Origin of the sequence: Rhodanobacter glycinis, from assembly GCF_900114325.1 — a bacterium.
Lineage (GTDB): Bacteria > Pseudomonadota > Gammaproteobacteria > Xanthomonadales > Rhodanobacteraceae > Rhodanobacter_A > Rhodanobacter_A glycinis.
In genome coordinates, this window is sequence record NZ_FOSR01000004.1 from 20,651 (window position 1) to 35,464 (window position 14,814).

Consider the following 14,814-nt stretch of genomic DNA (forward strand, 5'->3'; position numbering starts at 1 on the left):
ACCCCGGCGCGAGCGAACCCGCGCTGAACCCGGGCCGGCCACGCCGCTGGATTCAGCGCGTCAGCGAATCCTTGCGCCCACGGAATTGCGCTTTCACCGACGGCTGGCCCAACCGCCACGCCAGCCATACCAGCACGGGCACCGAAACCACTTTGAGTGCCAGGCCGATGTGGTAACTGCGCCGCGCATGGTCCAGCAGCGCCTGCAACGCCACCGCCCCCTGCGGGCCGGCGGCAGCGGCCATCGCCGTCGCCGAATCGACAAAACCGTGCCATTGCTGGAACAGCCACAAGCCGCTCAATGCCGACCACGCCGCCAGGATTCCGGCAGCCACCTGCAGCGGCAGTCGCGACCAGGCCTGGTGCAGAATGCCGCCCGCGCACAACACGATCAGTGCAAAGGCCGCCAACAGGTACCCGGCATCCCAGGCCAGCATGACGCGAAGCCCCGCGGCCCTTTGCGCATCGCCAGACCCCAAAGCCTTCAGGTGCGCCCACACTTCCTGTGCGTGATGCACGTATTGCAGGCAGCCAAACGCGGCCAGCAGCAGGATCAGCCACAGCACGATGCGCCACAGCGCCAGTCTTGACGAGGATGCGCTCGTGCGCATGGTGAATGGCATCGGGAAACCACCTTTCTTGATGAGGCCAGGTCATGCAGAACCAGGCCGGAATTCGCTTTCAAACCCACGTCACGACAGACCTTCGCGACGAAACCCGTATGGATCGACCAGGCGCGAGGTGCGCCAGGCGTACTGCAAACCGGTCACCGAACCCGGTCTGTCATGGAGACGATACATGGTACTTCGCGGCGAACCGGGCGTGCGAGCTCGCCTCGCCGATACGACGAAGGGCGCCCGGAGGCGCCCTTCGTCGTCGCGTTGCCTGCCAGGATCAGCGGCGGCTGATGGTGAACTTGCCCACCGACACGCCAAGGTTCACGCCCTCGCCGGTACCAGCCAGCGCCAGCGACGTGGTGCCCTTGGTCAGCACCTGCGCGGTGCCGCTCTTGACCACGCCGGCCTCGGCGCCCGCCTGGGCGTAATCGCCGAATACGTCGGCGATGCTGCGCACATCACTGATTTCGCCCTTGCCATGGTCAATGCGGAACTTGCCCGCGGTGAGGCCACCGCCGACCACGCTGATCTTCACCGGTGCGCTCTGGCCATTGTCGCAAGTCACGAAGCCAGTGCCCTCGGCGTGCTTGTAGATAAGCGACCAGCCGGACAGCTTGAATTTCAGGTGACATTCCACCTTCGCCGTTTCGGCCGCATGCACGGGAGCCACCGGCAACGCCGTCATCGCACCCGCACACAGCATCAGGGCAGCCGTCAGTCCAAGGGTACGCTTGCTCATGGTCCTCTCCTTACGTTTGGCGTGATCGCCGGTTAAGCGTCCAGTCTCTGACGCAACAAGTGAACGAACAGACAAAACCGGAATACCTGTTCAGCGCCCGCACGGCAGCGTGACGGCGGCGTGCAGGTGCCGTCGCCGGGGTTTGGTCACGCATGCCTTGATGATTCACTAACAACCGGGCGCGCAAACTTCGTCACGCAGGCTCGACGCCGTCACCCATGGAGAAAACATGCTCAAACATTCACTGGTTGGTTACGACGGTTCCGAATCCTCGCAACAGGCATTCCGTTTCGCGATGGATGTGGCGCGGGCATGCGGTGGCCGCGTACGCGTGGTGTCCGTGCTGCAGGTCGCCGAGGGCGGCGACACCTGCGCGCTGATGATGACCGATGCCGGCGCGCAACGTGCGCAGGACCTGCTCGACGAACTGAAGACGCTGGAACCGGACGCCGCTGGCCTGATCGACCTCGAAGTCACCCACGGCAGTCCCGGCGACGTGCTGCTCAGCCAGGTGCAGCAACACGATATCGACCACATCGTGATTGGTCACACTGCCCGCGGCACGCTGGCGCGCTGGCTGCTCGGCTCGGTCTCCGGCGACGTACTGGCGCGTGCGCACGTGCCGGTGACCGTGGTGCGTTGACACCGGCACCTCGTCGAAAATACCGGCGAGTCGGTTCGCGTTAATCCACGCAGCGGTCCGGCCCTTATGCTGGATCGCTCATCGCCAGGTCACTCTGCGGCGTTTCTCGCCCCGTTCCCGGCCCATTCCCCCAGCAGGAACCCCACCGTGGACACCACCGACGCCCAGCCGTGGACGCTGGAAAATCTGGACTTGACGCGCATCGACGTCGCGCGCATCCGCCACGACGAAGACCTGTTCTTCCTGGTTTGCGCCGCGTCGTTCGCCGAACAGGCGGCACAGCCGCACATGCACGAACTGGTCAAACAGTTTGCCGGTGACCGCGCATGGCAAGCGTGGTTGCGCCAATGCTGGCAACCGGAAAAGTGCCAGCACGGCCATGCCCTGGCCGCTTACGTGCGCCATGTCTGGCCGGAATACGACTGGCAGGCCGGCTTCAAGGCCTGTCTCGATGCCGCCGTGGTGCAACCGCCCGAGCTCTACCGCGAGCGCGGCTTGACCCTGGCCGCACGTTGCGTGATCGGTGCCGGCGTGGCCAGCCATTACCGCGCGCTCGGCGAGATCACCGACGAACCGGTGCTGCGCGAACTGGTCGCCTGCATCAAGCGCGACGAAGTCCGCCACTTCAACCGCTTCTGCCAGCAGCTGGAGCAGTGCCGCACCGAAGAAGGAACCGGTCGCTACCGGATGCTTCGCGCCATGCTGGGCCAGGCCCGGCGCGGACGCGCGCCAAACCATGACGCGGCGCTCCAGCCGGTGTTCGCGCAGTGCTATCCGCAGCAAGTCGCCGACCCGGCCAGCCGTGCGCAGCTCGCCGACCGCGTCCATCAGCGCCTGCGCGCCCATTTCGGCGCCAACACCACGGCAAGAATGCTGCTCAAGCCGCTGGATCTGTCGCCACGCCTGCACGACATGCTGGAAAGGCCGCTGACACGGTTCAGCCACCGCGTATGGCCGCTGCCCTCGCGCGCCAATGCCGCGCTGGCGCCGGAACCCGCGCGTTCGTAGTTCGGTTGTGCGCTATCGGACCGGCGCCGCCGTGCGCGGTTCCGATTCGATCTTGCGCTGTTTCGCCTGCTCGATCTTCAGGCGCGCCACATCCACCGGGCGGATGCGCGTGATCGTGCAGGGAAAGTCGCGATGCCCGGTGAGCACCTTGTCGAAGTTCACCGACACTTCGTCCAGGTTCGAAGTCAGCCCGATCGCGTTGGTGAATTCGAGGTTCTGGCAAGCGCCGCCCACATCCAGCAGCCAGGCCTTGTTCGGCCGCGTGTAGACGGCGAGCTGCGTATCGCTCAGCGGCTCCCACGACCACAACGGCGCGAAGAAACGGAAGCTGCGCACCGGCGCGCCGGCTGCCGCGAGGTACGCAGCCTGGCGCTGCTGCTGACGCTGCGCATAGGGCACGCTGGAACAGGCGGCCAGCAGGCCGGCCAGGACGATGGCCATCAATACCCGCACGCATGACATGGTGGCTACCTCCGCTGGAAACCTGCCCATTACAACGCGCAAGCATCCGTGCCGTGCACGTGCCTATTTCTTCTTGCCGCCCTTGTGCATGGTCACCTTCTGCCACTTCGCCGGCTCGAACCCGGCCACCTCGTAGGTCAGCGTTTCGTGCTTGTCGCCATCGGTCAGGGTCACGTCCATGGTGATCTTCTTCGTTTTCGCCATGGCGTCGATGAAGGCCTGGTCGTCGCGGATGAACAGGGCCGGTTCGCCGCCGTTGGGCCGATAGGCGCGCAGTTTGCGCGGCTTGCCGTCGAAGGTTGCAGGAATCAGACAATTGCCCTTGCACACGAAGCCGTGGCCGCTGCCGAACAGGAACACGCTCTGGCCCCAGTCCGAATGCCGGCGCAGCACCAGCCGCACGGCGTCGTTGCCGCCCGGCTCGCTGCTGTAGATGGCTGCGGTGGACTGCGTGCCGCCTTCCATCGGCCCGAGCTGATACAGCCACAAGCCCTTGAGTCGACGCGATTCGCTTTCCGCCTTCCAGCGCTTCTCGATGTCCGGCAAGGTCTGCTGCACTTCCTTTGCCGCCGCGCTGTCCGGGAAGCGGCTGACGATGTCCTGGCCCAGCGAGGCTGCCATCTGGTCGTTCTTGATCTTCAGCAGTTCGCGATAAGTGGCCAGCTGGCGCGCCGCATCGGCCTGCCTGGCCTGAGCTTGCGCCTGCGCACCGCTGGCCGGGGCTGACGCATTGCCGCCCTGCTGCGAACAGGCGGCGAGCCCCAGCGCAGCGCACACGGCAAGCGCAACGAGACCATGGCGGAAGGTCGGCTTCATCATCGTCGGCAGATTCCTGGATAACAGATGCCTAGCTTGGAACGAGCCGGCGCCGCTGTGCAAGTTCACTCCACTGTCGCGGGCTGACCGGCGTGCTCGCGCAACGCGGCGCGATAGCGGCGACTGCACGGAATTTTCGCGCCATCACGCAGGTGCAGCCGTGCGTCGCCGGTGTCCAGCGGCTCGATCTCGGCCAGGTAATCCAGGTTGACCAGATAGCTGCGATGCACGCGCACGAAGCGCGCCGGATCGAGCCGCTCCTCGATGCCGGCCATGGTGGCGCGCAGCGGATAATCGCGACCGCGTACATGCAGGTTCACGTAATTGCCCGCCGCCTGCAGCCATTCGATTTCGCGCGCGGCAAGCAGGAATTCCTTGCCCAGCTTGCGCACCAGGAAGCGTTCGGGCCGATCCACCGGCTCCACCGGCACGCCTTCGTCCGGCTCGGCCAGCAACGTCGCCTCGCCCTGCTTGCGCAGCAGCCACAGCCGCGACAGGCAGATCAGCGCAATGATGAGGAAATAGTTGCGAATGTCCTTCAGGTACTCGTAACCGAAATTCGGCCACCACGCCCCGAAGCGGTAATGCCAGCCGACCAGCGCATAGGCCAGCTTGCGCAGCTCGACCATGCCGGCGACGTGCATCAGGCTGAACGCCAGGCTGGCCAGCAGATGACGGGGCAGGCTATGGCGCCAGGTATCGAAGCGGAACGGCCAACGCCGCTCCACCACCTGGATGAACGGAATCAGCAGCAGGACCAACAGCGAGCTGCTCGACTCCCATACCCACGGTTCCCATGCCGCCGTGCGGGAATGATCGATCTGCGCGACGATACCGTTGAATACCGTGTTGAGAATGGCCAGAGCCACCCAGAAGGCGACCTCGACCGAGCGCCCCCAACGCTGGAAATCCCGATATTCGACATCCGCCTGTTCGCTCATGCCGGCGATTCTACGTGGCGCTGGCGAAATCCCCATGTGCCTCGTCACGCGGCGGGATCGGTTCGTCCCTGCGCACCCGCGATTCGTCACTTCGCGCTGGGAAAGGCCGTGATCGAGGGCCACGCTGCGGCCATGCCCAGTCACCCCGGAGCCACCCGATGAAAAGACGCGACCTGTTGAAGGCAGCCGTCACCCTGCCCCTGCTGCCGCTGTTGATGCGCAGCGGCACCGCCTTGGCGCACGGCGCCGGCACGCTGGCGACAGCTCTGCGTTCGCGGGTACGTCCGGGCCAAACCGGCTGGCCGGCGACTGCGGAATGGGAACGACTGAAACGCGACGTCGGCGGCCGGCTGCTGAAGCTGGAGCCCCCGTTTGCCCAAGGTGCCGCGTCCCCGGCATTGAAACAACTCGCCAACCCGTTTGCAGTGGGTGACAACCCGGCCCTGACCCAGACCAGCGGCTGGGCTGATGCCTGGACCTCGCAACCCAGCTCCTATGCGGTGGCGGCGGAGAACACGGCCGATGTGGTCGCAGCGGTCAATTTCGCCCGCCAGCACCACCTGCGGCTGGTGGTGAAAGGTGGCGGCCACAGTTACCAGGGCACCTCGGACGCGCCGGATTCGCTGCTGGTGTGGACGCGCCACATGAACAAGATCGCGCTGCACGACGCCTTTGTGCCGCACGGCTGTGTCGGCCACATGTCGCCGCAAGCAGCGGTGAGCGTGGAAGCCGGCGCGATGTGGATCGACGCCTACAACGCGGTAACCACCCACGGTGGTCGCTACGTGCAGGGCGGCGGTTGCACCACCGTCGGCGTGGCCGGGCTGGTGCAAAGCGGTGGCTTCGGCAGTTTCTCCAAGAACTGGGGCACGGCGGCCTCCAACCTGCTGGAAGCCGAAGTGGTCACCGCCGACGGCCAGGTGCGCATCGCCAATGCCCGCACGAACCCCGAACTGTTCTGGGGCCTCAAGGGCGGCGGTGGCGGCAGCTTGGGCGTGCTCACGCGGCTGACCTTGCGCACGTTCGAACTGCCCGAGTTCTTCGGCGTGGTGGCTGGCACCATCCAGGCCGACTCGGACGCGGCGTACCGCGCCCTGATCGCCGCGGCGATGGATTTCTACCAGCGCGCGCTGTTCAACCCGCACTGGGGCGAGCACCTGAAGTTCCAGGGCGGCAATACGCTGGAAGCGATGATGCTGTTCCAAGGCATGAGCCAGCAGGAAGCCGAGCAAACCTGGGCTCCCTTCCTGGACTGGGTACGCGCCCGCAAGGATTGCCGCATCACCAAGCCGTTCCTCATCGCAACCACGCCGGCCCGGCATTTCTGGGACGCCGGGTTCTATCGCCGATACGCACCGCAGGCGATCGTGCCGGACGGCCGGCCGGGCGAGCCGAGCGACCACTACGTATGGGCGGGCGACCACGAGCAGGCGTGCTGGTTCATTCACGGCTACCAGTCGGCCTGGCTGCCGGCCTCGCTGCTGCAAGCCGGACAGCAGCCGAAGCTGGTGGATGCGCTGTTCGCCGCCGCGCAGCAGTGGGATTTCCAACTGCACTTCAACAAGGGCCTGGCCGGTGCGCCCGCCAACAGTATCGCCGCGGCCCGCGACACCGCTACCCATCCGCAGGTGCTGGACGCCTTCGCGCTGGCGCTCATCGGTGCAGCCGGCGCACCGGCCTTCCCCGGCATGCCGGGTGCGAAACCCGACCTATCCAAAGCAAGGCGGGAGGCGGCGGCCGTCGACAAGGCCATGGATGCGCTGCGCGCCGTAGCGCCCGACGCCGGCTCCTACGTCTCGGAAAGCGACTACTTCCTGCGCGACTGGCAGCAGGGATTCTGGGGCAGCAACTATCCGCGCCTCGCCGCGGCGAAGCGCAAGTACGATCCCGACGGGTTGTTCTTCGTGCACCACGGCGTCGGCAGCGAGGAATGGAACGCGGACGGCTTTACGCGGAAAGGATGATCGCGCCGCGGCACCACCGCACACCGGCGTCGGGTTCGAGCAAGCCGCCGGTGCGCAAACACATCGTGTTCCGCCATCCACTCAGGATTCACTGCCAAGGATCGAATCCAGATGCTCGACCCGCTCGATCTGGTCAAGCCAGATGCGCCGGTTCCATGCCGGTTCCCGCGGTCGCTCCAGGCGCAACTCGGCGTTGATGCCTTCGCGGCCACTCTGGTCGCGCATCACCTGCATGGTGGGACGTACGCTGACCACGCCCTCGCACACGCTGCCGTCCTTTTGCACGATCGACACGTGGCCGTTGCCCTGCAGATCGGCCACCAGCGACTCGAGGCGGCGTATATCGGCCGGATCGACACAGACACGTTCGACATATTGAGCCATCGCAACGACCTCCTCGGTGGGAATGCGCATCCACTCTGACGGATGCGCGGGTAAGCGCGAGTGAATTCGGCACGAACGCTTTCGCCGCGCAATGCGCGCAGGCACCCCGCCCTTGCTCGTCATTCCGGCGAAGGCCCACTGCTGTCCGGAATAATTTCGAATACCCGCAGTCGTGCGGTGGCATATGCCGAAATCGGTTTTTGCCCGTCATTCCGGCGAAGGCCGGAATCCAGTGACTGTGTGGCTTGAGCAAGCGTGATCGTCACTGGATCCCGGCCTTCGCCGGGATGACGAGCACGATAGGTCATCGCCAGCCGATGTGGAGTCACCTCCTCGCCGTATCCCGGGCAAACATCGCCACGCCTTCGCCTTGGGAGCCATGCCCGGGTTATTCCGGACAACAGTGGACCGACGCCGGGATGACGAGCAAAAAGCAGCTATTCGATATTCTTTACCCCGCGATCACGGTAAAGACCGGACTGAGCCGTGGGACAATGCGCGGCCCCGCCCGGATCCCCAGATGCCTTCTCCCACCGCTCCACGCTCCGATTCGCTGCTGCAACACCCCGCCTTCGTTGCCTTCTGGTGCGCGCGCATTGCCTCCGGCTTCGGCTTCCAGATGCTGTCGGTGGCGGTGGGCTGGCAGATCTACGCGATCACCGGACGCGCCTTCGACCTGGGCCTGATCGGGCTGGTGCAGTTCATCCCCTCGGTGTTGCTGGCGCTGCCGGCCGGACACGTGGCCGACCAGTTCGAACGACGCCGTGTGGTCTTGCTGGGGCAGATCGCGGAATGGACGGCCATCGTGTTGCTGGCCGCATTGACCATGACCCACCGCATACACGAAACGGGCATCCTCGCACTGGTGTTCGTGATTGGCGTGGCCAAGGCATTCGAGTCGCCGTCGATGCAGTCGCTGCTGCCGGCACTGGTGCCGACCTCGATGCTGCCGCGCGCGGTGGCAGTGAGCGGCTCGGCATTCCAGATGGCGATGATCCTGGGCCCCGCGGTAGGTGGCCTGCTGTACGTGGCCGGCCCCGGCGTGGTGTACCTCACGGCTGCCGCGTTGTATCTCGTCGCCGCCACGATGATGGCGCGCCTGCGCTACGAGCACACCCCACCGAAACGCGAACCGGCCACGCTGAAAACCCTGTTCGCCGGCGTGCATTTCATTCGCGCGCGCAAGGACGTGCTGGGGGTGATCTCGCTGGACCTGTTCGCGGTGCTGTTGGGTGGCGCCACCGCGCTACTGCCGATCTTCGCCAAGGACATCCTGCACACCGGTCCGTGGGGCCTGGGCCTGCTGCGCGCGGCGCCGGCGGTGGGCGCACTGCTGATGTCGGTATGGCTGGCGCGGCACGACATGCAGCGCCGCGTGGGCATGATCATGTTCGCCTCGGTGGCCGGCTTCGGCGCGGCGACGCTGGTGTTCGCCGTATCCACCGCACTGTGGCTGTCGCTGCTGGCGTTGTTTGCGCTGGGCGCGTTCGACATGGTCAGCATGGTGATTCGCGGGGCGCTGGTGCAACTGGATACGCCGGACGCGATGCGCGGCCGGGTCAGCGCGGTGAACGCGATCTTCATCAACACCTCGAACCAGCTCGGCGAATTCGAATCGGGCATGCTCGCCGCGTGGCTGGGTGCGGTGAACGCCACCCTGCTCGGCGGCATCGGCACGCTGGTGGTGGTGGGCTTGTGGATGACGATGTTCCCCACCCTGCGCCGGCGCCAGAAACTGCATGTGGAGCCGGCCGACGTGGAACCGGCCGCCGACACGCTGTAGGCAGGCGGCATCGCGCAAAGCGCGACGGCAGCGTCGGCAAGCCATCGCGATGGCGTTTAAACTTCGCATTTCTGCCCGGGAAGTTCAGCCATGCTCGTCACCTCGCCCGCCGCCTTCCTCGAAGCCTTCCAGACACTCGCGCCGCAGCCCGGCATGGCCGCCACGGCGCGGAGCGCATTCCTGGTAGCGCCGGCGGACTTCACCCTGGCCGCAGAATCGGCGCGGGACAACCGCTACATGGCGATGGACCAGGCCGTCGACCCGCTGCGTGCGCTGGCCCAGCACCAGTCGCTGGCGCAGGCACTGCGCGAGGACGTGCCGGTAATCGTATTCCCCGGCGACCCGGCCACGCCCGACGCGGTGTTTCCGAACAACGTGTTCGGCACCGCGCCCGATACGCTGGTGGTCGGGCGCATGCGCCATCCTGTGCGCCAGCGCGAAGCGCAGCGCGGCGACATCCGCGCGTTCTTCGGCGAGATGCTGGACTACGACGAAGTCGACCTGTCCGGCTGCAATGACCTCGTCGCCGAACTGACCGGCTCGCTGATCATCGACCGCGCCCGCGGCATCGGCTACTGCGGCCTCAGCGAACGCTGCGACATGGCCGGTGCCGAGGCGATGCACAAGGCCTTCGGCCTGCGCCTGACGTTCTGTTTCGAGCTGACCAAAAGCGAATACCACACCAACGTGGTGTTCGCCCTGCTCGCCGGCCGCGCGGCGATTCTTGCCGCCGACGGCTTCCGTGATCCGGCCGTGCCGCAGGCCATCGCCAGCGCCTACGGCGACCGCGCACTCTGGCTCACTCCCGCCCAGAAACAGGCGTACGCCGCCAATGCCATCACCCTCGCCGACGACCGCGTGTGGATGAGCGCCGTGGCCGCCGCCTCGCTGCGCGACGAGCAGCGTGAGTCGCTCACGCAATGGGGCTTCCGCCTCGGCGCGGTGGACCTGTCCGAAATCGAGAAAGCCGGCGGCAGCCTGCGCTGCTGCGTGGGCGAGATCTATTGAGCCATTCGTCCCCCATCATTCCCATGTAGTAGGAGCCCGCTCGCGGGCGATGCTCCTGCTCTGGCGCTCCAGAGAGCGGAAAGCAAAAGCATCGCCCGCCAGCGGGCCCCTACACTTGGGGCCCCTGCCGGAGCGTTGCCATGATCACCGTCCATCACCTCAACAATTCGCGCTCGCAGCGCATCCTTTGGCTGCTGGAAGAGCTTGGCGTGCCCTACGAGATCAAGCGCTACCAGCGTGATCCGAAGACCATGCTGGCGCCGCCGGAACTGCGCGCGGTGCATCCGTTGGGCAAGTCGCCGGTGGTCGACGACGATGGCACCGTGCTGGCCGAGTCCGGCGCCATCGTCGAATACCTGGCCGATCGCTACGGCACCGGCACGCTGATTCCGCCGCATGGCACACCGCAGCGCCTGCGCTGCAACTACTGGCTGCATTACGCCGAGGGTTCGGCGATGCCGCCGCTGCTGCTGAAACTGGTGTTCCACCGCGTCGAAACTGCACCGATGCCGTTCTTCGCGCGGCCGATCGCCAAGGGCATCGCCGGCAAGGTGCAGCACGGTTTCGTCGATCCGCAGATCGCGCTGCACCTGGACTACATGGAAGGCGAACTGGGCAAGAGCGCGTGGTTCGGCGGTCCGGAATTCAGTGTCGCCGACATCCAGATGAGCTTCCCGCTGGAGGCCGCCGCCTCCCGTGGCGGGCTCAACGAAAGCCGGCCGAAGCTGTGGGCTTTCCTGCAACGCATCCATGCCCGCCCCGCCTACCAGCGCGCACTGGAACGCGGCGGCGAATACACGCTGGGCTGAACGGCCGGATGCCCCGTTTACGCCCAGCTCACGGGTCGGCTGGCAACGTGAACCGTCCCAACCTGAGGAGAATGTCCATGAGCCGGTCTCGCGATCTCGAAAGCCGCGTCGACGACCTCGGCGACCGCGTGCGCCGTTACGCCGGTGATGTCGGCGATACCGCCCAGGGCTGGATGGCCCGTGGCCGCCGCAGCGTTTCACGCCTGGGCAACCGCGACTATGGCCAGCGCGTGTCGCGCGCCGCCGAGGACCTCGCCGACGAGGCGAACTACCAGTACCGCCGCCTGCGTCGCCAGGTGAACCGCCATCCGGCCGCCACCGTAGCGATCGTGGCCGGCACCATCGGCGCGTTCCTGTTGCTGCGCAAGGTGTTCCGCAGCGACGACGAGGACTGAGCGCACCAACCGCTTGCCGGGTAGGAGCACCCTGTGCGCGATGGCTCCTGGTTTTGATCGGCGTCGAGGCATTCGCGCACAGGGGGCGCTCCCACCTTTCGATACCCACGACGACGCCCCATCTGTCGGGCGTTCGGCATCGAAAAAGGCTTTGCAAAAGAACCGGCTCCACGAAAAAGCCGCCCCGATGGGCGGCTTTTTCGTGGAGCGACGCGATGACTCAGACAGTCAACGGGTTGGGTTTGTCCGGATCGAGCTTGTATTCCTTGATCGCGCGCGCCACGTCCTTGGCGTTGACCTTGCCGTCCTTCGCCAGCGCGGCGAGGGCGGCATGGGCGATCCAGTAGCGATCGACCTCGAAGAAACCGCGCAGATGCTCGCGCGTGTCCGAACGGCCGAAACCGTCGGTGCCCAGCACGGTGTAGCGCATGCCGTCCGGAATGAACGCACGCACCTGGTCGGCAAACTCGCGCACGTAATCGGTGGCGGCAACGACCGGGCCCTGGCGACCTTCCAGCAAACCGGTGATGTACGGCACGCGCTGCTTGGCTTCCGGATGCAGGCGATTCCAGCGCTCGGCGTCGAAACCGTCGCGGCGCAGCTCGCTGAAGCTGGGGCACGACCAGATGTCGGCGCTGACGCCGAAGTCCTTCTCCAGCAGTTCGGCGGCGGCAATCACCTCGCGCAGGATCACGCCCGAACCCATCAGCTGCACGCGCGTCTCGCCCTTCTTCGGCTTGCCGGCGTCCTTGAACAGGTACATGCCCTTGATGATGCCCTCCGCGCTGCCTTCCGGCATGTCCGGGTGCGCGTAGTTCTCGTTCATCACGGTGATGTAGTAGTAGTGATCCTCCTGGTCCTGCAGCATGCTGCGCACGCCGTCCTGAAGCACCACCGCCACCTCGTAGGAGAAGGTGGGGTCGTACGAACGCACGTTCGGGATCGCGCCGGACATCAGGTGCGAATGGCCGTCCTCGTGCTGCAGGCCTTCGCCATTGAGCGTGGTGCGACCCGAGGTGCCACCGACCAGGAAGCCACGCGACCGCATGTCGCCGGCAGCCCAGCACAGGTCGCCGATGCGCTGGAAGCCGAACATCGAGTAGTAGATGAAGAACGGCAGCATCGGCTGGTTGCTGACCGAATAGCTGGTCGCCGCCGCCATCCACGACGCCATGCCGCCGGCCTCGCTGATGCCTTGCTGCAACACCTGGCCCTTCTGGTCTTCGCGGTAGTACAGCAGCTGGTCGGAATCCTGCGGCTTGTACTTCTGGCCGAACGGCGCGTAGATGCCGATCTGCCGGAACATGCCTTCCATGCCGAAGGTGCGCGCCTCGTCGGCGACGATCGGCACCACGCGCGGGCCGATGGCCTTGTCGCGCAGCAGCAGGTTCATGCCGCGGACCAGCGCCATGGTGGTGCTGATCTCGCGCTCGCCGGTGCCCTTGGTGATCTGCTCGAAGGCATCCAGCGCCGGCGCCTTGAAGCTCTCGTCGGCCTTGCGGCGACGCTGCGGCAGCGCACCGCCCAGTGCCTTGCGGCGCTCCAACATGTACTGCACTTCCTCCGAGTCCTTGCCCGGGTGGTAGTACGGCACATCCTTGAGCTGGTCGTCCTCGAGCGGGATGTTGAAGCGGTCGCGGAACGCGCGCACGGCCTCGTCGTCCAGCTTCTTCTGCTGGTGCGTCGGGTTCTGCGATTCGCCCGAACCCAGGCCCATGCCGTAGCCCTTGACCGTCTTGGCCAGGATCACGGTGGGCATGCCCTCGGTGTGCACGGCGGCGTGATAGGCGGCGTAGACCTTGTGCGGATCATGGCCACCACGGTTCAGGCGCCACACGTCGTCGTCGGACAGGTTGGCGACCATGGCGCGGGTCTGCGGGTACTTGCCGAAGAAATGTTCGCGCGTATAGGCGCCACCGAAGGCCTTGCAGGCCTGGTACTCGCCGTCCACGGTTTCCATCATCAGCTTGCGCAGCGTGCCATCGGTGTCGCGCGCCAGGAGCGGATCCCAGTAGCTGCCCCAGACCACCTTGAGCGCATTCCAGCCGGCGCCGCGGAACACGCCTTCGAGTTCCTGGATGATCTTGCCGTTGCCGCGCACCGGACCGTCCAGACGCTGCAGGTTGCAGTTGATCACGAAGATCAGGTTGTCCAGCTTCTCGCGGCCGGCCAGCGCGATCGCGCCGAGCGACTCGGGCTCGTCGGTTTCGCCGTCGCCCAGGAAGCACCAGATCTTGCGATCGCTCTTGGGAACCAGGCCGCGGTGCTCCAGGTACTTGAAGAACTGCGCCTGGTAGATCGCCTGGATCGGACCCAGGCCCATCGACACGGTGGGCACCTGCCAGTAATCCGGCATCAGCCACGGATGCGGGTAGGACGACAACGCGCCGCGGCCATGGCCCACGACTTCCATGCGGAACAGGTCGAGCTGTTCCTGGCTGATGCGACCTTCAAGGAACGAACGCGCATAGATGCCCGGACTGGAATGGCCCTGATGGAACACCAGGTCGCCCGGATGATCGGCGCTGGGCGCGCGCCAGAAATGGTTGAAGCCCACGTCGTACAGCGTGGCCGACGAGGCGAAGCTGGCGATATGGCCGCCCAGATCACCGGGCTTGCGGTTGGCGCGCACCACCATCGCCATCGCGTTCCAGCGGATCAGCGAACGGATGCGCCATTCCATCGCCGCGTCACCGGGGCTCTTGGCCTCGTTCGCCGGTGCAATGGTGTTGACGTACTCGGTGGTGGGGTCGAACGGCAGGTAGCCGCCGGAACGACGGGTGGTGTCGACCATGCGCTCCAGCAGGAAATGCGCACGTTCGGTGCCGTCGTGATGGATCACTGCATCGAGCGAGTCGATCCACTCTCGGGTTTCGGTGGGGTCGATGTCCTGGTGGAGGATATCGTCGAGCTGATCCATTGAAGGTTCTCCGCGGCGCCGTGCGGCGCAGATTCTGGGTGGGGAGGCTTGCCGCAGGGGGATGCAGCAGGCTGACAGTCAAGTCTAGCCCGCGGGGCACACGACTGCCAATTGGACGTCCGTCGATGGGCGTCCATGCGGTGGCGCATGGGGTGTTGCCTTTGCGCCCTCTCCCCGGAAGGGAGAGGAGGCGAAAGCCCGCAAGTTCGAGACGACGGTGCCGAAGAGCTACTCCCTCGCCCCTCCGGGGAGAGGGCTGGGGTGAGAGGACACGCTGGCGACGAGGGAGCTACGAAGCGCGCTTTCGTTGCGCGTCATCGCGAGCA

General features: G+C 66.0%; 14 protein-coding genes. 7 read left to right on the plus strand and 7 right to left on the minus strand.

Annotated elements, in window-relative coordinates:
• Positions 1 to 52 precede the first annotated feature (52 nt).
• Together BMY90_RS05620 and BMY90_RS05625 are read right to left on the minus strand one after the other, a co-directional pair.
• The gene (locus tag BMY90_RS05620) at positions 53 to 610 is read right to left on the minus strand and encodes a hypothetical protein (protein WP_139201697.1); all 558 of its coding nucleotides are present in this window, start codon (positions 608 to 610) and stop codon (positions 53 to 55) included.
• A gap of 283 nt (positions 611 to 893) precedes the next feature.
• Entirely contained in the window at positions 894 to 1,355 is a 462-nt protein-coding gene (locus BMY90_RS05625) for a hypothetical protein (RefSeq protein ID WP_008210046.1), read from the minus strand.
• A gap of 229 nt (positions 1,356 to 1,584) precedes the next feature.
• Here BMY90_RS05625 and BMY90_RS05630 point away from each other — a divergent pair, with 229 nt between their 5' ends.
• Together BMY90_RS05630 and BMY90_RS05635 are read left to right on the plus strand one after the other, a co-directional pair.
• Entirely contained in the window at positions 1,585 to 1,998 is a 414-nt protein-coding gene (locus BMY90_RS05630; RefSeq protein WP_092702375.1) for a universal stress protein, read from the plus strand.
• A gap of 147 nt (positions 1,999 to 2,145) precedes the next feature.
• Entirely contained in the window at positions 2,146 to 3,006 is an 861-nt protein-coding gene (locus BMY90_RS05635) for a ferritin-like domain-containing protein (RefSeq protein WP_092702377.1), read from the plus strand.
• Between the two features lie 12 nt (positions 3,007 to 3,018).
• On the opposite strand, the gene BMY90_RS05640 is transcribed toward BMY90_RS05635, so the two are convergent.
• The 3 genes from BMY90_RS05640 to BMY90_RS05650 all read right to left on the minus strand — a co-directional run bounded on the left by BMY90_RS05640 (position 3,019) and on the right by BMY90_RS05650 (position 5,225).
• Positions 3,019 to 3,468, minus strand: coding sequence for a DUF6491 family protein (locus BMY90_RS05640; RefSeq protein ID WP_092702379.1), 450 nt, complete (start codon positions 3,466 to 3,468; stop codon positions 3,019 to 3,021).
• A 63-nt stretch (positions 3,469 to 3,531) separates the two neighbouring features.
• On the minus strand, positions 3,532 to 4,287 hold the full coding sequence (locus BMY90_RS05645; protein WP_092702381.1) for a hypothetical protein: 756 nt from the start codon (positions 4,285 to 4,287) through the stop codon (positions 3,532 to 3,534).
• Positions 4,288 to 4,349: 62 nt separating this feature from the next.
• On the minus strand, positions 4,350 to 5,225 hold the full coding sequence (locus BMY90_RS05650; RefSeq protein ID WP_092702383.1) for a LytTR family DNA-binding domain-containing protein: 876 nt from the start codon (positions 5,223 to 5,225) through the stop codon (positions 4,350 to 4,352).
• A gap of 158 nt (positions 5,226 to 5,383) precedes the next feature.
• On the opposite strand from BMY90_RS05650, the gene BMY90_RS05655 reads away from it, so the two are divergent.
• Positions 5,384 to 7,189 carry an FAD-binding oxidoreductase gene (locus BMY90_RS05655; RefSeq protein ID WP_092702385.1) on the plus strand — a complete coding sequence of 602 codons (1,806 nt, stop codon included), beginning with the start codon at positions 5,384 to 5,386 and terminating at the stop codon, positions 7,187 to 7,189.
• 81 nt (positions 7,190 to 7,270) lie between these two features.
• Here the strand turns inward: BMY90_RS05655 and BMY90_RS05660 are convergent, their stop codons facing one another.
• Positions 7,271 to 7,573: a DUF3247 family protein gene (locus BMY90_RS05660; RefSeq protein ID WP_092702726.1), complete on the minus strand. Its 303-nt coding sequence runs from the start codon at positions 7,571 to 7,573 to the stop codon at positions 7,271 to 7,273.
• 520 nt (positions 7,574 to 8,093) lie between these two features.
• On the opposite strand from BMY90_RS05660, the gene BMY90_RS05665 reads away from it, so the two are divergent.
• The 4 genes from BMY90_RS05665 (at position 8,094) to BMY90_RS05680 (ending at position 11,568) form a co-directional block, all read left to right on the plus strand.
• On the plus strand, positions 8,094 to 9,356 hold the full coding sequence (locus tag BMY90_RS05665; RefSeq protein WP_092702387.1) for an MFS transporter: 1,263 nt from the start codon (positions 8,094 to 8,096) through the stop codon (positions 9,354 to 9,356).
• A 90-nt stretch (positions 9,357 to 9,446) separates the two neighbouring features.
• Positions 9,447 to 10,364 (plus strand): arginine deiminase-related protein, encoded by a 918-nt coding sequence (locus BMY90_RS05670; protein WP_092702389.1) that lies wholly within the window; start codon positions 9,447 to 9,449, stop codon positions 10,362 to 10,364.
• A 140-nt stretch (positions 10,365 to 10,504) separates the two neighbouring features.
• Positions 10,505 to 11,173, plus strand: a complete 669-nt coding sequence (locus BMY90_RS05675) for a glutathione S-transferase family protein (protein WP_092702391.1) — start codon at positions 10,505 to 10,507, stop codon at positions 11,171 to 11,173.
• Positions 11,174 to 11,250: 77 nt separating this feature from the next.
• Entirely contained in the window at positions 11,251 to 11,568 is a 318-nt protein-coding gene (locus tag BMY90_RS05680) for a hypothetical protein (protein ID WP_092702393.1), read from the plus strand.
• Between the two features lie 220 nt (positions 11,569 to 11,788).
• Here the strand turns inward: BMY90_RS05680 and aceE are convergent, their stop codons facing one another.
• Positions 11,789 to 14,488 carry a pyruvate dehydrogenase (acetyl-transferring), homodimeric type gene (gene aceE, locus BMY90_RS05685; protein ID WP_092702395.1) on the minus strand — a complete coding sequence of 900 codons (2,700 nt, stop codon included), beginning with the start codon at positions 14,486 to 14,488 and terminating at the stop codon, positions 11,789 to 11,791.
• Positions 14,489 to 14,814: the final 326 nt, after the last annotated feature.